The sequence below is a fragment of the Microbacterium testaceum genome, from assembly GCF_020781835.1.
GTDB classification, from domain to species: Bacteria; Actinomycetota; Actinomycetes; order Actinomycetales; family Microbacteriaceae; genus Microbacterium; species Microbacterium testaceum_H.
In genome coordinates this window covers 106,765-129,695 of sequence record NZ_JAJGNJ010000010.1, presented here as the reverse complement: position 1 = coordinate 129,695, position 22,931 = coordinate 106,765, and the positions used below count along the sequence as shown (strand labels likewise).

General features: G+C 69.5%; 21 protein-coding genes, 1 tRNA gene and 1 pseudogene. 7 read left to right on the top strand and 16 right to left on the bottom strand.

Features of this window, described 5'->3' with window-relative positions:
• Positions 1 to 184, bottom strand: a pseudogene (locus LL239_RS14635) (IS3 family transposase); the annotation flags it as partial.
• A gap of 93 nt (positions 185 to 277) precedes the next feature.
• On the opposite strand from LL239_RS14635, the gene LL239_RS14630 reads away from it, so the two are divergent.
• A complete protein-coding gene (locus LL239_RS14630; protein ID WP_228164176.1) occupies positions 278 to 718 on the top strand; it encodes an HdeD family acid-resistance protein in 441 nt (146 codons plus the stop codon).
• Between the two features lie 230 nt (positions 719 to 948).
• Here the strand turns inward: LL239_RS14630 and LL239_RS14625 are convergent, their stop codons facing one another.
• Both LL239_RS14625 and LL239_RS14620 read right to left on the bottom strand, forming a co-directional pair.
• A complete protein-coding gene (locus LL239_RS14625) occupies positions 949 to 2,919 on the bottom strand; it encodes a S9 family peptidase (RefSeq protein WP_228164175.1) in 1,971 nt (656 codons plus the stop codon).
• Between the two features lie 2 nt (positions 2,920 to 2,921).
• Positions 2,922 to 3,704, bottom strand: a complete 783-nt coding sequence (locus LL239_RS14620) for an SDR family oxidoreductase (RefSeq protein ID WP_228164174.1) — start codon at positions 3,702 to 3,704, stop codon at positions 2,922 to 2,924.
• A gap of 163 nt (positions 3,705 to 3,867) precedes the next feature.
• Here LL239_RS14620 and LL239_RS14615 point away from each other — a divergent pair, with 163 nt between their 5' ends.
• The gene (locus LL239_RS14615) at positions 3,868 to 4,665 is read left to right on the top strand and encodes a glycerophosphodiester phosphodiesterase family protein (protein WP_228164173.1); all 798 of its coding nucleotides are present in this window, start codon (positions 3,868 to 3,870) and stop codon (positions 4,663 to 4,665) included.
• Between the two features lie 109 nt (positions 4,666 to 4,774).
• Positions 4,775 to 5,143, top strand: coding sequence for an RNA polymerase-binding protein RbpA (locus LL239_RS14610; protein ID WP_076490554.1), 369 nt, complete (start codon positions 4,775 to 4,777; stop codon positions 5,141 to 5,143).
• A 14-nt stretch (positions 5,144 to 5,157) separates the two neighbouring features.
• On the opposite strand, the gene lnt is transcribed toward LL239_RS14610, so the two are convergent.
• The 9 genes from lnt to LL239_RS14565 all read right to left on the bottom strand — a co-directional run bounded on the left by lnt (position 5,158) and on the right by LL239_RS14565 (position 15,074).
• The gene (lnt, locus tag LL239_RS14605) at positions 5,158 to 6,720 is read right to left on the bottom strand and encodes an apolipoprotein N-acyltransferase (protein ID WP_228164183.1); all 1,563 of its coding nucleotides are present in this window, start codon (positions 6,718 to 6,720) and stop codon (positions 5,158 to 5,160) included.
• A 44-nt stretch (positions 6,721 to 6,764) separates the two neighbouring features.
• Positions 6,765 to 9,239 carry a DEAD/DEAH box helicase gene (locus LL239_RS14600; RefSeq protein ID WP_228164172.1) on the bottom strand — a complete coding sequence of 825 codons (2,475 nt, stop codon included), beginning with the start codon at positions 9,237 to 9,239 and terminating at the stop codon, positions 6,765 to 6,767.
• Positions 9,236 to 9,994, bottom strand: a complete 759-nt coding sequence (gene tatC / locus LL239_RS14595) for a twin-arginine translocase subunit TatC (protein WP_228164182.1) — start codon at positions 9,992 to 9,994, stop codon at positions 9,236 to 9,238. Before tatC ends, LL239_RS14600 begins: the two co-directional genes overlap by 4 nt.
• A 63-nt stretch (positions 9,995 to 10,057) precedes the next feature.
• Positions 10,058 to 10,312, bottom strand: coding sequence for a Sec-independent protein translocase subunit TatA (gene tatA / locus LL239_RS14590; protein ID WP_228164171.1), 255 nt, complete (start codon positions 10,310 to 10,312; stop codon positions 10,058 to 10,060).
• A 79-nt stretch (positions 10,313 to 10,391) separates the two neighbouring features.
• The gene (locus LL239_RS14585; protein WP_228164170.1) at positions 10,392 to 11,375 is read right to left on the bottom strand and encodes a helix-turn-helix transcriptional regulator; all 984 of its coding nucleotides are present in this window, start codon (positions 11,373 to 11,375) and stop codon (positions 10,392 to 10,394) included.
• The gene (locus tag LL239_RS14580; protein ID WP_267189299.1) at positions 11,372 to 12,301 is read right to left on the bottom strand and encodes a helix-turn-helix transcriptional regulator; all 930 of its coding nucleotides are present in this window, start codon (positions 12,299 to 12,301) and stop codon (positions 11,372 to 11,374) included. The genes LL239_RS14585 and LL239_RS14580 overlap by 4 nt, the downstream gene beginning before the upstream one ends.
• Positions 12,302 to 12,390: 89 nt before the next feature.
• A complete protein-coding gene (locus LL239_RS14575) occupies positions 12,391 to 13,338 on the bottom strand; it encodes an FKBP-type peptidyl-prolyl cis-trans isomerase (protein WP_228164168.1) in 948 nt (315 codons plus the stop codon).
• Positions 13,339 to 13,347: 9 nt separating this feature from the next.
• Complete coding sequence (locus LL239_RS14570) at positions 13,348 to 14,373, bottom strand: tRNA (adenine-N1)-methyltransferase (RefSeq protein WP_228164167.1); 1,026 nt, start codon at positions 14,371 to 14,373, stop codon at positions 13,348 to 13,350.
• Complete coding sequence (locus LL239_RS14565; RefSeq protein ID WP_228164166.1) at positions 14,370 to 15,074, bottom strand: HAD family hydrolase; 705 nt, start codon at positions 15,072 to 15,074, stop codon at positions 14,370 to 14,372. The genes LL239_RS14570 and LL239_RS14565 overlap by 4 nt, the downstream gene beginning before the upstream one ends.
• A 98-nt stretch (positions 15,075 to 15,172) precedes the next feature.
• Here LL239_RS14565 and LL239_RS14560 point away from each other — a divergent pair, with 98 nt between their 5' ends.
• Positions 15,173 to 16,039 (top strand): PAC2 family protein, encoded by an 867-nt coding sequence (locus LL239_RS14560; RefSeq protein ID WP_228164165.1) that lies wholly within the window; start codon positions 15,173 to 15,175, stop codon positions 16,037 to 16,039.
• A 53-nt stretch (positions 16,040 to 16,092) separates the two neighbouring features.
• Here the strand turns inward: LL239_RS14560 and LL239_RS14555 are convergent, their stop codons facing one another.
• Together LL239_RS14555 and LL239_RS14550 are read right to left on the bottom strand one after the other, a co-directional pair.
• Positions 16,093 to 16,923 carry an undecaprenyl-diphosphate phosphatase gene (locus LL239_RS14555; RefSeq protein WP_228164164.1) on the bottom strand — a complete coding sequence of 277 codons (831 nt, stop codon included), beginning with the start codon at positions 16,921 to 16,923 and terminating at the stop codon, positions 16,093 to 16,095.
• Between the two features lie 8 nt (positions 16,924 to 16,931).
• Positions 16,932 to 18,233 (bottom strand): M20/M25/M40 family metallo-hydrolase, encoded by a 1,302-nt coding sequence (locus LL239_RS14550; protein WP_228164163.1) that lies wholly within the window; start codon positions 18,231 to 18,233, stop codon positions 16,932 to 16,934.
• Positions 18,234 to 18,373: 140 nt separating this feature from the next.
• Between LL239_RS14550 and LL239_RS14545 the strand changes: the two genes are divergently transcribed.
• A tRNA-Leu gene (locus tag LL239_RS14545) sits at positions 18,374 to 18,458 on the top strand.
• Positions 18,459 to 18,536: 78 nt separating this feature from the next.
• On the opposite strand, the gene LL239_RS14540 is transcribed toward LL239_RS14545, so the two are convergent.
• Positions 18,537 to 19,796, bottom strand: a complete 1,260-nt coding sequence (locus LL239_RS14540) for a tyrosine-type recombinase/integrase (protein ID WP_228164162.1) — start codon at positions 19,794 to 19,796, stop codon at positions 18,537 to 18,539.
• Entirely contained in the window at positions 19,793 to 20,401 is a 609-nt protein-coding gene (locus tag LL239_RS14535) for a helix-turn-helix domain-containing protein (protein WP_228164161.1), read from the bottom strand. Before LL239_RS14535 ends, LL239_RS14540 begins: the two co-directional genes overlap by 4 nt.
• 89 nt (positions 20,402 to 20,490) lie before the next feature.
• On the opposite strand from LL239_RS14535, the gene LL239_RS14530 reads away from it, so the two are divergent.
• Positions 20,491 to 20,769, top strand: a complete 279-nt coding sequence (locus LL239_RS14530; protein ID WP_228164160.1) for a helix-turn-helix domain-containing protein — start codon at positions 20,491 to 20,493, stop codon at positions 20,767 to 20,769.
• 15 nt (positions 20,770 to 20,784) lie between these two features.
• A complete protein-coding gene (locus LL239_RS14525) occupies positions 20,785 to 22,851 on the top strand; it encodes a KAP family P-loop NTPase fold protein (RefSeq protein WP_228164159.1) in 2,067 nt (688 codons plus the stop codon).
• Positions 22,852 to 22,931 lie beyond the last annotated feature (80 nt).

Sequence of the window (22,931 nt, the reverse complement as noted above, 5' to 3'; positions counted from 1 at the left end):
GCCCGGACAGCGAGCCGGCGGCCGCGGCCTTGCGCCACTCGATGATGTGGGAGGTGTACAGGCCCTCCCGGCGCAGGGTCTCCCCACGCCCAGAGCGGTCCGCGGCGTCGTACTCGGCCAGGATCGCCGCTTTGAACTCGGCGGTGAACGTCCGCCTCTTGGGCCGGTCAGCACGAGGAGCCATAGCCCCATCATCGGTGCCGACGTCAGCAACCGTCATCGTCATCTCAGTATTGGTCCGTTCTCGCCCCGTGCAGTGCGAAGGTCAGCAGTGCTGGTGTCTCACCCCATCCTGACGCACAGGGTCATCGCGGTCTACGTCATCATCGCCGGCCTCGTCAACATCGGCATCGGCATCTTCTTCCGCTCCGGTTGGGCGCGGATCGGCTACATCGTGCTCGGACTGCTGTTCATCGTGGCCGGCATCTTCTCGTTCGGGAACCTCGCGGCCACGACCGCATGGTTCGGCGTCTTCGTCGGCACGCTCGTCGGCATCCTCTGGATCATCGAGGGCGTCGTCTCGCTGACCACCCTCGGCGACGGCTCGTCGAAGGCATGGACGATCTTCTTCGCCATCATCAGCATCCTCGCCGGCGTCGTTCTGCTGTTCTCGCCGCTGCTGGGCGCGGTGACGCTGTTCATCCTCATCGGCGCGTCGCTGGTGGTGCTGGGCGTCTTCCAGATCGTCCGCGCGATCCGCTTCGGCAAGGCCGTCTGAGACCCACCGACGGAAGAGGGGCGGGGGGGGGCGGGCCGGCCCGCCCCCCGGGCGGTGAACCGCCCGGGCCGGGGCGGGGGCCCCCCGCCCCCCCCCCCCCGCAACGCCGCGCCCGGGGGGGGGGGGGGGCGCCTCCCCCCTCCCCCGCGCCCCCCGCTGCGCCACGGCCGTCTCCCCCCCCCCGCCGGACGCGGGGCCGTGAGGCCCTGCCACCCCCGCCCCTCTTCCTTTCACGCGACGGGAAGGTGCCGCGCCCACCAGTCCACAACCGCCTCGAACCGCTGCACGCGGTGACGCGGTCGTCCCGCGCGGGTGAGCTCGTGGTCCTCGCCGGGGAAGACGAGCATCTCGGCGTCGACGCCGTTGTGTCTCAGCGCCGCGTAGTAGCGCGTCGCCTGCTCGAGCGGGCAGCGGTGATCGAGCTCGGAATGCAGGACGAGCGTGGAGGTCCGCACGCGGTCGACGACCGCCATCGGACTTTGTGCCGCGATCCGCTCCGGGTCGGTCCCGACGTACTCCTGACCGAAGAACGAGCCGATGTCGCTCGCCCCGGGGAACGCCACGGGATCGAGGAAGCCGCGTTCAACGATCGCTCCCGCGAACCGGTGGTCGTGCGCGATGATCCACGCGGTCATGTACCCGCCGTACGACCCGCCTTGGATGCCCACGCGCTCGGCATCCAGCCGCGGGTCGGAGCCGACGACGCCGTCGAAGAAGTCGATGACGTCGAAGTAGTCGAGCGTGCCCATGGCCTGTCGAATCGAGCGCCCGTGCGCGCGGCCGTAGCCCGCACTGCCCCGCGGGTTGCTGTAGACCACCGCGTACCCGGCGTCGACGAGCACCTGCGTCTCGTCGAAGAGGTGCACACCGTACGACGCGTACGGCCCGCCGTGGATCTGCAGGATCACCGGGAACGGTCCCTCGCCGTCGGGAACCGCGACCCAGCCGTGCACGGGATACCCGTCGCGGCCGGCGATCTCACGCTCCTCGGGAACGACGATCCCCCGCTCCCCCGCGGCACGACCGTGCTCGGTGACGGTGCGAGTCGTGCCGCCCTCGTGGAGGACGAGCTCTCCGAACGACGTCGGAAGAGCCACGGATGCCACGACACGGCCGTCCACGGCCGCGTGGCCGCTGACTTCGAGGTCTCCCCCGATGACCTCGCGCATCTCCCTGCCGCGACTCACCCGCAGCAGACGCACCCGCCCGCGCGTCCGGTCCTGCACGAGCACATCGTCGCCGACGAACGACAGGTGGGAGCCGACCTCGCCGAGGTCGATGGTCTCGGGGTCGGTGAGCGCCCGCGGACCGGCGGCCTCGAGGAGCCAGAGCGCCGTGCCGGGCGCGACGAAGTCCACGCCGGAGGGGCCGACGTAGTTGCCACGCAGGAAGATCGCTCCGTCCGGCGCCACGGCGACCTCGTCGATGGAGAGGTTCGCCGAGGTCCCGAGCACCTCGCGGCTCCCCGCCCCCTCGACGGAGACCGCCACGACGCGCGACCGCAGGTCGCGGGTGCGGTCCTCGATCACGTCGGGAACGCTCAGCAGCTCACGGCCGTCGGCGGTCCACGCGACACCCGACCAGCTCGTCGCGCCCTCGGTGAGCTGGTGCGGCACGCTCGGGACGACCTGCTTCTCCGGGGTCAGCAGATCGGGCGCGGGCTCGTAGAACGGTTCGGCGTCGGCGGCCGGCGCCTCCACGACGAACAGGTGCGCGGGACGATCGAGGTACCCGTGGCCGTTGGCGCGCCACCGGATGCCGGTGATCCGTCGCGGCGGTTCGGCCGCGGCATCCCTCCCCTCCACCGTGCCGTAGCGGCCGGGCTCCACCATCCGCGCGGTGAAGGCCAGGCGGGAGCCGTCGGGCGACCAGGACAGGTCGGTCACTCCCCCGGGCTGGTCCGTGACCTGCACGGGCTCGCCGCCCGCAGCAGGGGCCACGAAGATCTGCGCTCTCCCCCGCCCGTCGGCGCGCAGGAACGCGATCGTCGCATCGTCCGGCGACAGTCGCGGCGACCGGTCCGCGATACCGCGGGTGATCCGCCGCGGCGAGCCGTCGGGGAGGTCGACGCGCCATAGCTGGCCGACGGAGCGGTCGGCCGCGACGTCCGGACGCGACGTGGCGTACACCACGAAGGAACCGTCGGACGACAGCGCGGGGCGCCCGACCGACACGAGGGTCTCGATGTCCTGGGCGCGCATGTTCACTCGTTCTCGAACGAGTCCGTGTTCTCGAACGAGTCCGTGTCTCCCACGAGGCGCGTGTGGTCGGCGGGCACGGGGTCCACGGCGGCGCGGGCCACCTCGGCGGCGAACTCGGCGACGTTGTAGAGCTTGCCCGCGTCCTCGCGCCGCGCGGCGATCGCGCCGGGGTTGGCGCGCTCGAGCAGCGTCGCGGTGATGGTGCCCTCGATCATGTCTCCCGAGACGACGGTGAACCCGACGCCGCGCTCCTCGAGCGCGGGAATGCGCTCGCGCAGGGCGTCCTCGCCGGCCCGCTTCGACAGCGCCACCGGCTCGTACTCGGGCATCGTGGGCGTGGTGCGGATGAAGTGCGCCTGGTGGCTCGTGACGAAGACCACGCGGGCGTCCTCGCGCAGCAGCGGCAGTGCCGTCTCGAGCACGTTGACCTGCGCGTCGCGGTTGAGCGTCAGCGCGTAGTCCTCGGCCATGCCCGACTCCATGCCGCCCGAGGCGTTGAGCACCAGGATGTCGAGTCCGCCGAACGTCCGCTGCACTTCGTCGAACATGGCCTGCACCGACGCGGGGTCGGTGAGGTCGGCGCCGACGACGAGGGCCTCCACACCCAGCTCCCGCAGCTGCGCGGCGAGCTTCTCGGCACGGGGAGCCTTGTTGCGGAAGTTGATGACGACGTTCGCGCCGGCCTCCGCGAAGTAGCGGACCGTGTCGGCACCGATGCCGCGCGACGAGCCGGTGACGAGCGCGGTCTTGCCGCTCAGAGAGCCGGACGGGAGGGTCTGGGACACGGGAACTCCTGATGATTCGAGATCGGATGCCGCCGGCCGACGACGGCCGCGAGCGACTTTCCCAGCCTACCCAGCCACGGCATCCTCACCTCGGTCCGGCGGTCGCACGACGGCCACGTGCGCGTCGGATGCGCGTGCTACGTTCAGCCCCGGAGGCCCTCAGATGCATTCGTCGCTCCCCGCACGCCACCCCTACCTCTCCCCGGATGGCCCGCGCGTGCTGGCGCACCGCGGCCTCGTGACCCACCACGATGCCGCACTGGGGGTCGTGGAGAACTCCTTCGCCGCCGTCGCCGCAGCCCACGCGGCGGGTGTCGCCTACGTCGAGTCCGACTGCCACCTCACCGCCGACGGCGTCGTCATCCTCTTCCACGACGATGATCTGTCGCGCATCACCGGCGATCCCCGCAGGATCGCCGACGTGCGCCTGCCAGAACTGGAGGAGCTCATGGCCGAGCGCGGCGGTCTGATCACGCTCCCCCAGGCCCTCGAGACGTTTCCCGACGTCCGCTTCAACCTCGATGTGAAGGCGGCGGCGGCCGCCGAGCCGGTCGGCCGCCTCGTGGCGCCGCACGCCGCACGCGTCCTCGTCACGAGCTTCTCGGACGACCGGCGTCGCGCGGCGCTCGCGGCCGCCCGCGCCGCGAATGCCCCTCTGGCCCCGGCCACCTCTCCCGGTTCCGCCACGGTGGCGCGTCTGGTCGCCGCACAGTCCGTCGGGCTGCGCGGGACCGTGCGCCGACTGCTCGCGGGTGTCGACGCGCTCCAGATCCCCGAGCGTCAGGGGGCGCTGCGCATCGTCACGCGCGGGCTGGTGCGCGCCGCGCACGCGGCGAACGTCGAGGTCCACGTGTGGACGGTCAACGACCCGGATGACATGGAACGACTGCTCGAGATCGGCGTGGACGGTCTCGTCACCGACCGCGCCGACCTCGCCCTCTCGATCGTGAACGGACGGTGAGCGCACGGTGGCCTGAGCATCGTCTGTGAATCCCTCGCAGAGTCGCTCGGTTCGAATAAAGCGCACAGGTGCGGCCGTTATACATGGGGACCGACGAGAGGACCACACAATGGCAGATCGCAGTCTTCGAGGCATCCGACTCGGCGCACAGAGCCTTCAGAGCGAAGACGGGGTCGTGTTCCACGACCGGGCCCAGCACACCTACGCCTGCAGCACCTGCGGGCGCGAGACGGTGCTGACCTTCGCCGCCGACGCCGAGGTTCCCCCGGCATGGGAATGCCGGACGTGCGGAGCCGAGGCGCTGCTGCGCATCGGCGACGGCACCGCCACCGTCGACCACAGCGACGACAAGGCGCCCCGCACGCACTGGGACATGCTCCTGGAGCGTCGCACCATCCCCGAGCTCGAGGAGCTTCTGGAGGAGCGCCTGGCGTTCCTTCGCGCCCGCCGCGGCGGGGACCAGAAGATCAGCGCGTAACGCGGATCACGGATTCAGACGCCGGTTCCTTCGGGAGCCGGCGTCTTGTTCGTGCGCGCACGCACGGCGAGAACGGCACCCGCCACGACGAGGGCCGCGAGACTGCCCCCGCCGAGGATGATCTTCACCGCGGGACCGATGACCACGGCGGGGGTCAGCCCGGTCCGCAGGGGCACGTCGGTGAGCATGTGGCCGGCGACGTCGACCGGCAGCTGAGCGAGCGTCGCACCGTCGGGCGCGATGACCTGACTGGTGCCGACGGTCGACAGGTTCACGACCGATCGCCCCGTCTCGATCGCGCGCATCCGCGCGAACGCCAGCTGCTGGAGGTTCTCGTCGGTGCCGCGGAAATCCGCGTTGTTGGTCTGGAACATGAACACCTGCGCACCCTCGGCGGCCCCGTCCCACACGACGTCGTCGTAGATGACGTCGAAGCAGATCGCCAGCCCCACGCCGATGCCGTTCAGATCGAACACCGGGCTCGCCGTCCCGGGCGTGTACTCGCGCCCGATCAGACCGATGAGGTCGGGGGCGAACGGCTCCCAGAACGCGCGGTCCGGGACGTACTCGCCGAACGGGACCGGGTGACGCTTGTCGTAGGTCTGCTCGGGTCCTCCGTCAGCGGTCCACAGCAGCGCGGAGTTGTACAGCTGCGTGCCGCGCTCGGTGACGGCGGATACGAGCAGCGGCGCGTCGACGCGACGGGAGAGCTGGTTCAGCACCGCCGCCGTCGCGGGCGACGACGTCGGGTCGGAGTCGACACCGCCCTCGGGCCACAGCAGCACGTCCATCTCCTCGCCGAAGAGCGGGGCGGATGCCGCCAGCTGCGCGTTGAGCACCGCGTTGCGCTCGCGCTGGTCGAAGTAGCCCGCGGGCCCGTTGCCCTGCACCGCTCCGACGCGGATGGCACCGGCGTCGCTCGTCGGGAACTGCGGAAGCGCGAGCAGGACGATCACGACGAGGAAGGCCGGTACCGCCGGGAGCGGTCGACGCACGCGCGACCGGCGGACGTACTCGATCGCCATGGCGCACACGAGCACCGCGAGGAAGCTCAGTCCCGACATCCCCACCCAGGACGCGACCTCCGCGAACGGGCCGTTGACCTGTGACACGCCGATACGGCCCCAGGGAAAGCCCCCGTAGGGCCATGAGCCGACGACCTGCTCGCGCAACGTCCAGAGACCGGCGACGAGCGCGGGGAGCAGGATCAGCCGCCCGAAACGCCCGGGAGCGATCCGCGGCATCCATCGGTACGCCAGCGCGATCGGCACCGCGAACGCTGCCGTCAGGAGAGCCTCCAGCACCGAGAGCGCGATCCACGGGACCGGACCCAGGTAGCGGGCGGTGAACAGCAGGTTCACGGAGAAGAAGGCGGCACCGAAGAGGAACCCCACGAGCACGGCCGACCAGACGCGTCGGCCGGTGAGGGCGACCAGCGCCATCGCCACCGCGGGGAACGCCATCGGCCACCACGCCAGGGCGGGGTAGGCGGTGACGAGCAGCAGCCCCGCGGCGGTCGACAACGGCGCGGCGATCGCCAGGGGGACGATCGGTCGCGGCGGATCGGCAAGCACCAGACCAGCCTAAGCGGCCCGTCGACGCAGGGCCGCGCCGTCGAGCACTAGGCCGAGGTGTAGGCGACGATGCCGCGCCGCACGGCATCCAATGCCGTCCGTGCGGTCTTGGCGAGCTTCGGTTCGGCGACGAGGGAGATCTGATCGAGCAGGTCGATCGTCTGCTTGGCCCACCGGACGAAGTCGCCCGCGGCCATGTCTGCCAGGGTCAGGACGCTGTCCAGCGGCAACCCGCGTGCCCAGCCGTGCATCGCGGGCGCCAGCCCCGAGGCGGGCGATTCCGAACCGGGCAGCCGGTGGTCGCGTTCGAGATCGTCGAGCTCCTGCCACAGCGTCTGGGTGGCATCCAGGGCTGCCCGGAACGGTCCGCGCGGAAGACCCCGCTCCCCCGGACCCGCCTCGTCACGACGCGGTTCATAGACGAGGCAGCAGGCCAGCGCGGCGAGGGCGGGGGCATCGAGCCCGTTCCAGAGCCCCTGCCGGAGCGATTCGGCGACCAGCAGGTCGCGCTCGCCGTAGATACGGCGCATCGTGCGTCCCGCCGGGGTGAGCGAGGTCGCGCCGTCCGCGTCGACCTCGACGTACCCGAGCGCGGCGAGGACGTCGACGACGCGGTCGAAGACGCGGGCCACGGTGCCGGTGCGCTGGTCGATCTGCTGTCGGGTCTTGTCCGTGGATCGCTTGAGCTTCCAGTAGCGCTCGGCCCAGCGGGCGTGCGCCTCGCGGTCGGGACACGAGTGGCAGGGATGCCGCTGCATCCGCCGCCGCAGCGACTGGATCTGCTGCTGACGCTCGTCGCGGAGGCGGCGGGGCGCGGTCGCGTCTCGACGGTTGACCTTCTCGAGGTCCGAGAGCTCGCGACGGATCGTGGAGTACTCGCGGAAGTCGCCGCGATCGCACGTCATCGCCGTCTCGTAGCCCGCGAGCGACTCCTCGGCCTCCTTGACCTGGCGCGCGAGCCCGACGACGGAGCGGTCGGCCTGGAACTGGGCGAACGAGGACTCGAGGATCTCCCGCGCACGCGCACGACCGAACCGGTCGATGAGGTTCACGGCCATGTTGTAGGTCGGACGGAAGCTCGAGTTCAGCGGGTACGTGCGCCGAGAGGCGAGGGCCGCGACTGACTGGGGATCGAGCCCCTCGGTCCACTGGACGACCGCGTGCCCTTCGACATCGATGCCGCGACGACCGGCTCGACCCGTCAGCTGCGTGTACTCCCCCGAGGTGATGGCGACCCGCGCCTCGCCGTTGAACTTCTCGAGCTTCTCCAGCACCACGGTGCGGGCGGGCATGTTGATGCCCAGGGCGAGGGTCTCGGTCGCGAAGACGACCTTCACGAGCTTGCGGCGGAAGAGCTCCTCCACGACCTCTTTGAAGGCGGGGAGCAGGCCGGCATGGTGCGCGGCGATGCCGCGCTCGAGGTTCTCGCGCCACTCCCAGAAGCGGAGGACGGCGAGGTCCTCATCCTTCAGCGTGAACGTCAGCTCGTCGACGACGCGCCGGATCTCCGCACGCTCCTCGGGCGAGGTCAGCCGCGCATCGGAGCGGCGCAGCTGCTGCACGGCGGCATCGCACCCGGCGCGGCTGAAGATGAAGAAGATCGCGGGAAGCAGGTGGTTGCGGCGGAGGAGATCGACCACCTGCGGGCGGTCGATGCGCTCGATCCGCGGCGCGTGCGCGGCGCGGACCGGACGCTGACCGCCGCGCGGCTGTCGCCTGCCGCCGGCGTGGCGCGCCGAGCGGTAGTCCTGTGCGCGGCGATTGTTCTCGAACGTCGAGGCATGACCGCCGCGGATGCGCAGCAGCTCCTGGTTGACCTGGGCCGTGGCGACTCCGGCACGATCGTCGAACAGTGGCAGCAGGTCACCGCGCACGAGCACGTGCTGCTCGAGCGGCACCGGACGCGTCTCGGAGACAATGACCTCGGTGTCTCCGCGCACGGTGTCCAGCCAGTCGCCGAACTCCTCGGCGTTGGACACCGTGGCCGACAGCGACACCAGCCGCACCGAGCGGGGGAGGTGGATGATGACCTCCTCCCACACCGCACCGCGGAAGCGGTCGGCGAGGTAGTGCACCTCGTCCATCACGACGAATCGCAGGCCGCGCAGCGCCGGAGAATCGGCGTACAGCATGTTGCGCAGCACCTCGGTGGTCATCACGACGATGCGCGCGGAGGCGTTGATGTTCGTGTCGCCGGTGAGCAGGCCCACCTCGTCGTCGCCGTACACCTCCTGCAACTCGTGGAACTTCTGGTTCGACAGCGCCTTGATGGGCGTGGTGTAGAACGCCTTGTCCCCCGGCTCGAGCATCGCCAGGTGGATCGCGAACTCGCCCACGATCGTCTTGCCGGCGCCCGTGGGTGCGGCCACGAGAACGCTCCGCCCGTCCTCGAGCGCCTGGCATCCGGCGATCTGGAACGGGTCGAGCTCGAAGCGCTGCGACTCCGCGAAATCCGAGGTGAGGGGATGCTGCGCGCGGGCCGACGCCCGGGCGAAACGGTCGGCTGGGCTCAGTCCACTCACGCGGTCGATCCTGGCAGCCCCGCCGCGGTCGCGCGACGGGCCTTGCGCCGGTCGAACAGCATCGATATGCCGGCGGCCGCGAAGAACAGGATGATCAGGATGCCGGCCAGCATCAGCATGCTGATGATGTCGGCGGCCGGGGTGGCGAGGGCGGCGAAGACCGTCGCGATGATGATCGCCACGCGCCACCCTTTGAGGATCGCGCGTCCGCTCATGACGCCCGCGACATTGAGCGCCACGAGGAACACCGGCAGGACGAACGCGACGCCGATGACGATCATCAGCTTGAACACGAAATCGTAATAGTCGGGCGCGTTGTAGAAGTTCACGCCGCCCTCGGGGGTGAAGCCCCACATGAGCTCGATGACGTGCGGGACGATCAGCATGCCGACCCAGCAGCCGACGAAGAACAGCGGAACGGCCGCGCCGACGAAGCCGACGGTGTAGCGGATCTCTTTTCGGGTCAGACCCGGCATCACGAACGCCCAGATCTGCCACAGCCACACCGGGGCCGAGAGGAAGATGCCGATCGAGAACGCGATCCGCATCCGGAGATCGAAGGCCGACGTCACGTTCGTGAAGTTGAGCGCGGAGAAGTCGTCACCGCGTCGCTCGGTGATGACCCGGATCGGCTCTGTGATCCACGCGATCACCGGATCGGTGATGAGGAACGCCACGATCATGCCCACGACGAGTGCCGCGGCGGCGATCATCAGGCGCTTCCGGAGTTCGACCAGGTGGGCGCCGATGGACATGCGCTTGTCTCGCCGCGGTCCCTCCGGCACCTCGATCCGCGGCGGTCCTGCCGTGGTCACGCGCTATGCGGGAGTGTCGTTCGACGCACGCTTCTCGGGTGCCACGGACGAGGCCGAGCCGGCCTCGGTCGCACGCGGCGCGTCCGGAGCGTTCCCCGCAACCTCGTCGTCGCGCTTCATCTCCTTCATCTCGCTCTTGAAGACACGTGCCGACTGGCCGACGCTCTTCGCGAGCGCGGGGAGCTTCGCGGCACCGAACAGCAGCAGGATGACCGCGAGAACGATCAGCAGGTGCCATCCGTTCAGATTGCCTAGCATGAGGACTCCTCAGTCTCGTTCGGGCGTGGCCTTCAGTGTAACTCGCGCACCTCCCCGAGGGCCGCGGAGCGCGGCGCGTTCACCCCGTGGGCGAGACATCTCCGCCGTACTGCGCGAGGCCCGCCGCCGCCCACGCCGCCGCCGCCCGGCGCGCGCCGACGGGCTCGAGCAGTTCGACCTCGCCTCCGCGTCGGGCCGCGAGGCGCTTGAGGCTCTGCTCGTCGGCCAACCGGAGCGAGGCCACCGCGACGTCGCCCTCGCCCTCGATCGTGGCGCGCTCGAGATAGTCGGACAGCAGCGGCGCGACGGCACGCGGGAACCGGAACCTCGCGACGACCTCGTCGTCGGCCGGGGCGAACAGCTCCGGGACCGGGTCGGCGCCGTGGACGGCGGGGATGGCGGTGAGCACGGGATCGCTCACACGTTCCAGGTGGAACGTGCGCACGGCCTGGCGCGTGTGGCACCAGCCCTGCAGGTACCACTGCCCGCCCGCGATGTGCACCTTGATCGGGTCCACCGTGCGGGTGGTCGGCTTCGCTCCCGGCGCGCGGTACGTGAACGACACCGCGACGCCACGCCGCAGAGCCCGGTCCACGACATCGCGGACACCGTCCACGGGACCCGGCGCGACGATCACCGCCGGAGGCGTCGACGAGGCGCCGCGAGCGAGTTTGGCCAGCAGCCCCGACACGAGGGCGCTGTCTCCGACCCCGGGCAGTGTGCGAGTCAGCTGGAGCCCGGCCAAAAGCGCGGCGGCTTCGCGTGCGGTCAGCCGCGGAGAGCGCTCGAGGCCCACCGTGTTGGTGATGGAGATGACGTCGTCGCGGTCGAGGAGGTCCCAGTCGATGTCGAACAGCTCGTTCGGCAGCTGCCAGTACCCGCCTTCGCCGGGCAGACCGATGACGGTGAGACGTTCGACCATCGCCCGCATCTGGTCCGCGGTGACATCGAAGTCGGCCGCGGCCTCGGCGATCGAGACCTCGCCCTTGCCGACGATGTAGGGCACGAGCTGGAGCAGGAGCGCCGCCCGGTCGAGGGCCGGAAGAGAGCGGTCGGAGCTCACGCGGCGCCCCCGTGCAGGTCGAGCGTGGCGCGCAGGCGCCGGATCACTTCGTCGCGCAGATCGTCGGGCGCGACCACGCGGACCTCGGGACCGTAGGAGGCCAGCTCGTCGGCGAAGACGTGCAGGTCGACGTAGGGAACCACGATCCCCTGCTCCGCCGCCTCCGCCCGCCGCGAGAGCCGCAGCGCCGCCTCGGTGCCCGGATGGACCTCCAGCAGGGCCCGCTGCCGCCGGGCGACGGCTTCGAGGCCGGAGAGGGCGCGCTCCCCGGCACCGACGCGCAACGCCTCGTCGAAGCGCTCGCGGGTCACCGTCACGTCGCCGACGATGCGTGAGAGCAGGAAGGTGCGCTCGGCATCCATCGTCAGGTCGAAGCCGAAGACGTGCCACCGGGCCTCGTACTCCAGCAGCGCGAGCGGGCGGATACGACGCTCGCGCGAACGCGCGTCGCCGGGACGCAGGTAGCTGAACGTCACGACGCGGCACTGCTCGATCGCGCGCTGCAGAGCGGGAAAGGCCGCGTCCCGTGCCCGGATACGAGGCGCGTACCCGATGATCGGCTCATCGACGGCGATGCCCAGCGCGCGGATCTTGCGCAGGCCGCTGCGAGCGTCGGCCGACAGCGACTCGCTGCCCCAGACACTGCCCGCGATGTTCAGCAGCGCGACCTCGGCCGGGCTGAACGAGATGTCCTCGGGCAGCGCGTACTCGGCCGTCGGCACACGGTAGCGCGCCTCGCGCAGATCGTCGGGGTCGGAGCGGTCGCCGATCGTCTCGATCGGCACGCCGAGGCCACGCAGATTCTCCTTGTCGCGCTCGAACATCTTCTCGAGGGCGTCCTTCGACGCCCCCGCTTCGTACTGCTCGCGGTATCCGGCCACGGACGAGAGGATCGTGTCCTTGGTCAGCCCCTGTTCGGTCGCCATGAGGGCGACGACCAGGTTGACCAGACGCTCTTCGGGAGCGGGTCGGGCGGATGCGGCGGACACCCGCCCATCCTAGGCGCCGGCCGGTCTCAGCCGTCGACGCCGACGATGTCGAAGACGTAGACCAGGGCCGTGTCGGCGGGCGCGCGGAACGCCTGCTGGTCTTCGGCGGTCTGGTCGGCGGGGACCACGACCAGCACCTGGGAACCGACGGTCTGTCCTTCCAGCGCCGACGCGATCGCGGCCGGCATCTGCGACGGGGGCGCCGCGATCGGGGTCCTGCCCCACGTCGTCGCGAACTGCTCACGGTCGTTCCAGGCCACGCCGAGGACGTGCACGCGGGCCGTGGCGTCGGCCGTCAGCTCGGGCCCGTCGCCCTTCTTCAGCGTCTGCACCGACACCTCGGACGGCGCCTCGCCATCGGGGATCGTCACGCCCGGCTGCCCGCCGGGGGCGCGCACGACCGTCGGGAGACCGAAGCCGGCGGTGAACTGGTCGGCGCCGTCGGCGGCGGGGAGGTAGACGCGCTCGACATCGGCGACGACGACGGCCGAACCGCCCGCGGGGATGCCGAGACCCTCGGCAGCCTGCTCCCCCACGCTGTCGTACGGCATCGAGACGACGACGCGCGATCCCTGCGTCGAGCACAGCATCGCGGACGAGAAGTCCGGGAAGGTGGCATCCCACTCCGACAGGGGCTGCGCGTTGGTGACGTCACCGTCGTATCGCGAGCCGACGATGCGCTCGCCGGTGATCCCGTCGTAGACCGTGAGGTCGAGCAGCACGAGCTGGTCGGCCTGCGTGATGCGCTCTCCGTCGCCGGCGACCACCGTGTGCACCGAGCGGGACTCGGGCAGGAACGGCGACCGCACCTGCACGTCGGGCTGCGTACCCACGTCGCCTGAGACGGTGACGGCGTCGGCCGCGCGCGGGTCGGCGCTGGGCGCCGCACAGGAGGATCCGGCGGATGCCGAGCATCCGACGAGGCCCATTCCGGCCAGGGCGGTCACGGCGACGAAGGCGGGAAGTCTGCGCACCGGATCAGTTTAGGCGTTCGCGTCGGGCGTCTCCGCCGCGGCGACGGCGTCTCCCCCGCGACCGCGCACGCCGTCCGCGGCCTTCTGCGCCTCGCGCACGCGCTTGCGGAGGTTCTTGTCGGTGATCTCGCGGTCGCCGACGGCGCCGGGGGTCCACAGCTCGACGTCTTCGTCGCCGTAGCTCGACTTCGACGCTCGGCGCTTGACCTCGGGCGGCACCGCGCCGGGGGCCAGGCGGCGAGCCGTCAGGAGGAACCCGGTGTGCGCGACCATGCGGTGGTCAGGGCGGACGGCGAGTCCTTCGACGTGCCAGCCGCGCACCATCGTCTCGGAGGCATCCGGGTCGGTGAACAGCCCCGTTCCGCGGATGTACTCCGCGACGCGGCTGAGCTGGGTCGCGGTGGCGACGTAGCAGAGCACGACGCCGCCGGGCGTCAGAGCGTCGGCCGCGGCGTCGATGCACTCCCACGGCGCGAGCATGTCGAGCACGACACGGTCGACGGACGCGGGGGCCACAGCGTCCGGGAGGCTCTCGACGAGGTCGCCCACGACGACCTCCCACGTGGGCGGCGTGGCGCCCAGGAAGGTCTCGACGTTGGCGCGGGCGACGTCGGCGAACTCCTCTCGGCGTTCGAACGACACCAGCCGGCCGCTGGGGCCGATCGCCCGCAACAGCCACAGCGACAGCGCACCCGATCCGACACCGGCCTCGACGACGGTCGCCCCGGGGAACACATCGGCCTGCGACAGGATCTGCGCGGCGTCCTTCGGATAGACGATCGCCGCTCCGCGCGGCATGGACATCACGAAGTCACGCAGCAGCGGACGCAGCGCCAGGTAGTCGTGGCCGGAGCTGTTGGTCACGACGCTGCCGTCGGGCTGACCGACGAGGAGCTCGTGCTTGAGAACGCCGTTGTGGGTGTGCAACTCGCCGTTCTCGCGCAGGGTGATGGTGTGCAGGCGGCCCTTGGGCCCGGTCAGCTGCACGCGGTCGCCGACCCGGAAGGGGCCGCTCAGGTGCGGGGTCTCGCTCATCGGGTCTCCTGCGGTTCGGTCGCCGTCGCGACGATCGGGGCGTGGGCGGCGTGGAGGGCGGCCAGGTCGGCGGCGCCGCGCCCGTCGAGGCTCGGCCACAGCGCGTGCGCCCCGATCTCGTCGAGCGACACCATGAGCGGGACACCCAGGGTGACCGCCCCGCTGGCGAGGGCGGAGCGCAGTCCGTTGGGCGAGTCCTCGATCGCGACGGTGTCGAGGATATCGACCCCGAGCGCTTCGGCGGCCTGGAGGTAGGGGTCGGGGTGCGGCTTGGGCCGTGCGACGTCGTCGCCCGCGACCACGATGTCGAAGGCAGGGAAGTCGATGAGGTCGACCACCGACAGCGCCATGCGCCGCATCGACATCGTCACGAGGGCCGTCTTGACGCCGGCGCGCTTCAGATCGGCGAGCATCTCACGGGCGCCCGGCCGGAACGGCACGCCCTGGACGGCCAGCTGGCGCAGCACCTCGTCGGTCAGATGGGCGATGATCTCGTCGACGCCCCACGGGACACCGGCGTTCTGGAGCAGGCGGGCCGAGTCCTCGAGCGCGAGACCGACCATGCCGAGCGCCTGCGCGTGCGACCACGTGCCGCCGAACCGCTCGACGAGCGGGGTCTCCGCCGCCATCCAGAACGGTTCGGTGTCGACCAGGGTGCCGTCCATGTCCCACAGGACGGCGGCGGGGGCGGGGGAAGTCATCGTTCCATCGTATCCAGCGCACTCCCCCGCCCCGAGCGCTCACCCGGGCGCATGCGCCTATCCTGGTTATCCAGCCCCGCAGGGGCAGAGGAGGTTGCGTGGACGCACTGGGTCGCCGGATCATCGTCGCCGCTTTCGACGGGTGGAACGACGCCGGAGAGGCGGCCTCGGCCGCGGCAGCGATGCTGCGCACCGGCGCCGACTACGAAGTGGTGCACTCCGTCGATCCCGAGCTGTACTTCGACTACCAGTACACGCGTCCTCAGGTCGGAGTGGATGCCGAGGGCCGCCGCACCCTCACGTGGCCGGAAGCGACGCTCCTGCGTCCCGCGCACCGCACCGACGACCCCGAGATCTGGCTGCTCGTCGGCGTCGAACCCGCGCGGGCCTGGCAGGCCTTCGCTGCCGAGTTCATCGACGTCGCCCTGCGCGAGGACATCACGGGCTTCGTCGCGCTGGGCTCGATGATGTCCGATGTTCCGCACACCCGCCCGATCTCGGTGTTCGCCGGCAGCGACAACGACGCGGTGCGCCAGTCGCTGGGTCTCGAGCGCAGCCTGTACGAGGGCCCGGTGGGGATTCTCAGCGCCCTCGGCGACGCGGCCGAACGGGCCGGCATCCCGACGGCGAGCCTGTGGGCCAGCGTCCCCCACTACGTCGCCGGGCACACGCCCTCCCCCAAGGCGACGCTCGCGCTGCTCGATCGGCTCGAGACGGTCTCCGGCATCGCGGTTCCGCGGGGCGAGCTCGCCGCCGAGGCGCTCGCGTGGGAGGCCTCGATCGACGCGGCGGCCGCCGACGACGACGAGATGCGCGACTACATCCACCAGCTCGAGCAGACCCGCGACACGTGGGACTCGCCGGAGGCATCCGGGGATGCCATCGCCCAGGAGTTCGAGCGCTATCTGCGCCGCGGCGGCGACGGGCCGACCAAGCCGGGGCGCGACGATCCGCCCCGGCGCTGAACGAGGAGGGCGCCGCCCCGTGGGACGGCGCCCTCCTCGTCTCCGCGACGGACTCAGTACGGCTGCAGCACCCCCAGGGCCAGCAGCACGATGAGCACGGCGCCCAGAACCACGCGGTAGATGACGAACGGCAGGAAGCTGCCCCGCTTCAGGTAGCGCATCAGGTACGCGATGACGGCGTAGCCGACGGCGAAGGCGACGACGGTGGCGATCGCCGTCTCGCCCAGGTTGTACGGCCCGCCGGGCTCCTCGAAGCTCTGGGAGAGCTCGTAGAATCCGCTGGCGAACACCGCGGGCACCGCGAGCAGGAACGCGTACTCGGCCGCTGCCGTGCGGGAGTACCCCAGCGCCAGGCCCAGCGTCGTCGTCGCTCCCGAGCGGGAGACGCCGGGGATGAGCGCCAGCGCCTGGGCAGCGCCGTACGCGAGACCGTGGGGATAGGTGAGATCGGTGAGCTCCCGCGTGCGCCGTCCGTAGCGGTCGGCGACGCCCAGGATCACGCCGAACACGATCAGCACGATGGCCACGAGCCACAGGTTCCGGAAGGTGTCGCGGATGACGCTCTGGAAGAGGAAGCCCAGGATGCCGATCGGGATGGTTCCGATGATGATCAACCACCCCATGCGGGCGTCGGGGTCGTTGCGCGGCACCTTGCCGCTGAGCGACTGGGCCCACCGCGAGATGATCCGCACGATGGTGCGCCAGAAGAACAGCAGGACGGCCAGCTCGGTGCCGATCTGCGTGATCGCAGTGAAGGTCGCGCCCGGGTCGGTCGCCGACGGCAGGATCTCGCCCACGATGCGCAGGTGCGCGCTGGAGGAGATGGGGAGGAACTCGGTCAGGCCCTGGACGAGCCCGAGGATGATGACCTCGAAGATGTGCATGGAGTCCTTCAGTACGTCCGGATGAGGTCGGCGAGAACTCGTCGACCGAACTCGAGCGCGTCGACGGGGACGCGCTCATCCACACCGTGGAACATCCCGGTGAAGTCGAGGTCGGACGGGAGTCGCAACGGCGCGAACCCGTAACCGGAGATTCCGAGGGAGGCGAGGGCCTTGTTGTCGGTGCCGCCGCCCATGAGATAGGGGATCACCGGGACGCCGGGGTCGTGGCGAGCGAGCTGGCCCACCATGGCATCCACGAGGTCTCCCGCGAACGGCACTTCGAGTCCGATGTCCTGGTGGACGATCTCGATCTCGATCCCGGGGCCGACGATGCGCCGGATGTCGGCGAGCGCCGCCTCCTCGGTTCCGGGGAGCACGCGCACGTCGACGAGCGCCTCGGCCCGGTCGGGGATGACGTTGTGCTTGTAACCGGCGGTCAGGCCCGTCGGGTTGGTCGTCGTGCGCAGGGTCGAGCGGAGGAACCCGGATGCCGCTCCCGCGCGTTGCGCGAGCAGGTCGGGGTCGCCGGCGTCGTCGCCCGTGAGGTCGGCGAGCCCCGCGAGCAGCTGGGTCGTCGTCTCGGTGAGCCGGATGGGCCACCGGGTGCGCCCGAGGGCGGCGACGGCCTCGGCGAGGGCGGTGACGGCGTTGTCCGGGTGCAGGGCACTGCCGTGTCCGGCACGGCCGCGCGCGACGAGCTTGATCCACAAGAGCGCCTTCTCGCCGACCTGCAGGAGGTACGCGCGCCGGTCGTCGACCGTGATCGAGTAGCCACCGACCTCGCTGATGGCCTCGGTCGCTCCCGCGAACCACTCGGGGCGGTCGCGCACGACGAGCGCCGAACCCTCGACCCCGCCGTTCTCCTCGTCGGCGAAGAACGTCACGACGATGTCGCGCTCGGGCTGCTCTCCCGCGCGCAGCACGTCGGCCACGGCGGTGAGGATCATGGCATCCATGTCCTTCATGTCGACCGCACCGCGGCCCCACAGGATGCCGTCGCGGATCTCGCCCGCGAAGGGGTCGACGCTCCAGTCCTCGGCGACGGCGGGAACCACGTCGAGATGCCCGTGCAGCACGAGCGCCGGCTTGTCGGGGTTGCGCCCGGGAACGCGCGCGCACACGTTCGTCCGCCGATCGATGGGCTCGTAATAGTCGGTGTCCAGGCCGAGGCCCTCGAGGTACGCGCCGACGTACTCGGCGGCTTCGCGTTCACCCCGGGACCGGCCTCCGCCGAAGTTCGTGGTGTCGAACCGGATGAGGTCGGCGGCCACCCGGGCGACCTCGGGCTGGTCGGCGTCGTGCTCGGACATGCGCACTACGGTACCCGGGCCGTGACCCCTCCCCCGTTCACGCCGCGACGGGGACGCGCCCGGGGCGCGACCTCGGTTCGAGGCGGCGCGTTCGGCGTGGTAATGTCGTTCTTCGTTGCGAAAGCGACAGACACCCAGATGCGCGGGTGGCGGAATAGGTAGACGCGCTAGCTTGAGGTGCTAGTGCCCGTATAGGGCGTGGGGGTTCAAGTCCCCCCTCGCGCACAGTAGGAAATGGCCTCTGACCAGGAGTTTTATACTCCGGGTTGGGGGCCGTTTTCTGTCGAAGTGCTAGAAAAAGTGCTAAGCGTTGCCGAGGTGGGCCGCGAAGCGATCGACGGCCGACCGCTGCATGGTCGGTGTGACGTGGCTGTAGATGTTCATGGTCGTGGTGATCGTGGAGTGCCCCAGGCGCTCCTGCACCACCTTGGGGTGCTCCCCGAGTTCGAGCAGCAGCGTCGCGTGCGTGTGCCGCAAGCCCTTCAGGGTGACTCGGGTGAGGGTGTCGAACTTCGCCGTGGCCCACTTCAGGCGGCGGTCCCAGCGGCCGGTCATTGCGTCGGGCGATCGCAGCTTGCCGTCATCGTCGGCGAACACGAAGGCGTCTGCTTTCGCCAGGTCGAACGACAGTTCGGCGCGGGCGACCTTGTAGGAGGCGAGCACCTTCAGCGTCTCCGCGTCCACGTCGATGACGCGGGCGTTGCCGGTCTTGGTCGTCTTGGTCTGCGTCCAGTCCTCGGTGTTCACCGCGCGCCGGATGCTGACTCGCATCGTCTTGGTGTTGATGTCGTTCCACTTCAGGGCGAGGGCTTCGCTGCGGCGCATGCCGGTGTAGGCGATGAGCCGCCACAGCGGGAACAGTTCGTCCTTCAGCTCGTCGCGGTTCCAGGCCAGGAACGTCGTGAGCTGTTCAGCGGTCCAGGTGACGATCTCGGGCTTCTGCGCCCGGACCTCGCTCGACTTCGGAGCCTTCACGGTGCGCTTCTTCTTGGTCGGGTTCACCGTGAGGTGCCCGTCCTCGATCCCGGCGTCCAGGATCGCGCCGAGGACGACGTGAATCTTGTGGACGCTGTTGGCCGAGAGCGGCTGGCCCTTGCCGACGTGATCGGCTCGACCGTGCTTCTCCAGGTCGCGGTAGTGCCGCGCGATCCGCGTGGCGGTGAGCTTGTCGAGCCGGATGTCCCCGAGCTGCGGGGTGATGTGGTTGCGGATGATCTTCTTGTAGCCCTTGATCGTGGAGTCCGCGAGCTTCAGTCCTGCCACCCACTCGTCCGCGTACACGCCGATGAGCGGCACCTTGCCGGAGAACTTCTCGTTCTGCTTGCGCTGCTTCAGCGCGTCTTGCAGGGCGTCGCTCGCCTCGTCCGTGCTGGTGAACCCGGAGCGAGTGAGGCGGCGCGATCCCAACTCGGGATACTCGGGGTCTTTGAGGACGTAGATCTGGAATCGCCACTGCTTGCCCTCGCGCGTCGCGTACTCCTGGATCGAGCCGGGCTGCCGGGAGCGGGAGCGCCGGTGGCGCTTCTTCGCCCCGTCATCGGCCGGGTGCGCGGGGCGGGTCACGGTTCCTCCCTCCACCGAGCGACCGCCTGGCGGGTCGCCTGGTCTTGCGCGATGCGGTCGGCCTCGGTCGGGTCGAGGGCGATGATGCGAGCCTGGATGAACAGCAGGCGTTCCTCGTACTGCGCGATGCGGGCCTCGTAGTCCTCGACGGTGCTGATGCCCTCGCCGCGCTTGGCGTAGACCTCTAGCAGTTCCTTGTCGAGCTGGATGTGTCGGCGCGCGGCCTCGGTCTGCCCGCGCCAGTACCAGATGAGGTCTTTGACGGTGAGTGGGCTGTAGCCGTTCAGCCAGGCGCGGACTTCTTCATCGAGGTACTGGCCTTCGGGCACGCCGGTCGGCTCCGGCGCGTCCTCGGGCGGTGTCAGCAGCGCGGCCGGTGTCGTCTCCAAGACGTAGGCGAGCACGGTCAGGTCGTCCACATCGACCCGGCGCTCCCCGTTCTCGATCTTGCTGATCGCGGAGTGCGAGATGGTACGGCCCGCGCGTCGGATGCGGGCGGCGAGTTCGCGCAGGTCGAGGCCGATGCTCTGGCGTGCTTGTTTGAGGTTTGCCGCGACATGCGCGTTCGTGTTCCCCGGCGGATTTCCCCGCTGTCTCTGTTCCATGTAAGAACCATACAGCGCGATACTTGACACAGCAAGTCCCCGCGCGTACATTCAGTAGACCCAGGTAGGAGCAAGACGGCAGGTGTGAAATGCGCGCGACGACGGTGACCATCGACCAGCTCCGCGCGTCCCGGCACGCTGTCATCACGCGCACCGAGGCCGCCGCCGCGCTCGGCGTCGATCCCCGTACAGTGACCATCGGGATTGAGAACGGCAGTATCCCGTCGATCAAGCTCGGGCGCAGAGTGGTGATCCCGCGCGAGAAGTTCCTGCGCCTGTTCGACCCCGAAATGGATCGACTATGCCTTGCGGGGCACCTTGGGAGAATGAGGTGCGCAGGACGTCTAGGACCGCCTGCATGGCGCTGATGAGTGGGGAGTTCGATGGCAGAGTCCGACAGTCACGACTTTGATCTCGGCCGTGCTCCACTTGCTTCCACGCAGGCGCGGCAAGTCGTTGAACGTCTCCTGAGCAGTCGCGAATCAGCCACCTTCGCACTCGTCGGCGAGTGGGGGTCCGGTAAGACTTGGCTGCTCGAAGCATTGTTGAAGGACCTGACGAAGAACCCGAACTGGGCTACGACGCGATGTACCGTCGTGCACTTCAATCCCTGGTACTACGCCGACGAACAAGCTCTGTTTGCTGGGTTCGCATCGCTATTGGTCCAGCAGACATTGAAGAAGGGCCGCGCCAGAGCTCGCCTCGCGGGGTTGCTCAAGTTGGTCGGACCCTCTGCGAAGTTCGGTACGGTCGATCTCACCGCTGTGGTGAACCAAGTGGGAACGGCTCTGGGGTCAACGACACCATCTCGCATTCGTGATGCCATATCGGATGGGCTTGCGAAGTCCGGACAACAGTTGTTCATCGTGATGGATGACCTCGACCGTCTGAACCCGGATGAACTCCTCATCCTCTTCAAGCTCGTGCGTCTTGTTGGTGATGTGCCGGGTCTGCATTACCTCCTTGCATACGACGAGGACACCCTGCACCACCTCCTGAAGCAGACGGCGATTGCCGCAGGATCGTCGGAGCGCGCTCGCCGGTACTTGGAGAAGATCGTCGAGCGCCGTTGGGAGGTACCGCCGCTCACTGATGCGCAGCTCGATGAAATCCTCTTCGCCAAGTTGTCCCTCCGAGAAGGCGACCGAAGCGATCCCGGAGTGGGCTACCGGCTCGAATCCCTAGTCCGAGCGGTAGTAACGACACCGCGTGCTGCTGCACGCTATGTCGATCTCGCCAATGCGATCCCCGAGCGGGTGCGAAACGAACTCCATCAGGGCGACCTTCATCTGACCCTCTTTCTTCGCGTCGCCGCGCCAGCACTTTGGAAGGCGATCATTCAAGAACGGCAACTCCTGGTAGGCGGTGGACCGTATCTGATCGACAGCGACCGCAAAGAGCATGCCGAGGCCGCCCTGGAGCGATTCCGCGCCGCTACAGGCGATCTGGCATTTGGCGAGGATCTTCTTGATCTGGTCGTGGACAGCTTTCCGTCGTTCGCCCACGCTCTCGATCCGCGGAACATGCGGTCGGCGGATGCACCCCGCATTGGACACAGTGACTTCGTGGATCACTACCTCTGGCTTGATCTGCCGCCGGGCTCCATCTCCGAGACAACCGTTACGAGCGCGCTTCGGCGACTGCCCGACGAGGCGGCCGAGCGAGAGATTCGTGACCTTCTTCTCGCCTCGCCTCGCCTCATGCTGGATTCGCTTTGGCGAAACGCCAGAGGTGACGGAGTTAGCAAGGCGCAGATTTTCATGCTGTTCGAGCGGCTGTACGGCACTCACGGTGTTACTGCCACGTTCGGGGTGTTCGCCACCACCGTCGATAGGCGCATCTTCTCGATCGCGAACGACCTTCTGAAGCAGATGTCGGCGGACGAACTGAGCGAGCTTGTCGTGGAGCCGGACTACGGGAACCGGCCTCTTCTGGTCGAGCTCGTTGCCCGACTGCACGCCCGACCGGAAGTAGGCGCCGACGTGCTCAACAACTTTGTGACCGAGATCGCCGGGCCGATCGCGACCACCCTGATGGACCGGCTGGAGAGCGCCGACACCCCGGCCTTCCCTGAAGGTTCCACGCGGGACGATCTGCGGATGCTGTTTGAGCTTGATTCCGACTCGGCACGCTCGCTAGTCCAGCGACGACTCGACGCGCTCGCATGGCGAGAGGATGACCTCGGATCTATCTATGTCGGCCTGCAGTTGTCTACTGCCGCGGGGTATCGCTGGCACATAGACGCGCAGCGGATGCGTGCGGACTTCGGAGAAGAGCTGGCTACTCGCGTGGAGTATGCGATCCGCACGTCGAACGATGAGGGCATTGCGGCTGACATCCTCGCTCAAGTGCCAGCCGGTGAACGTGCGCCAACGGCCGAGGAAGGGCGCATGCTGACCCGATTCCTCCTCACGAGCGAGCGATCAGAAGGTCGCCAGGACGCGGAATGAACGAGCGGCGACACACTTCGTGTCCAGTCGCCAGTGTCGAGGCGGTCGGTAACTGACGGATCAGGCTGTTCGCCCTTCGA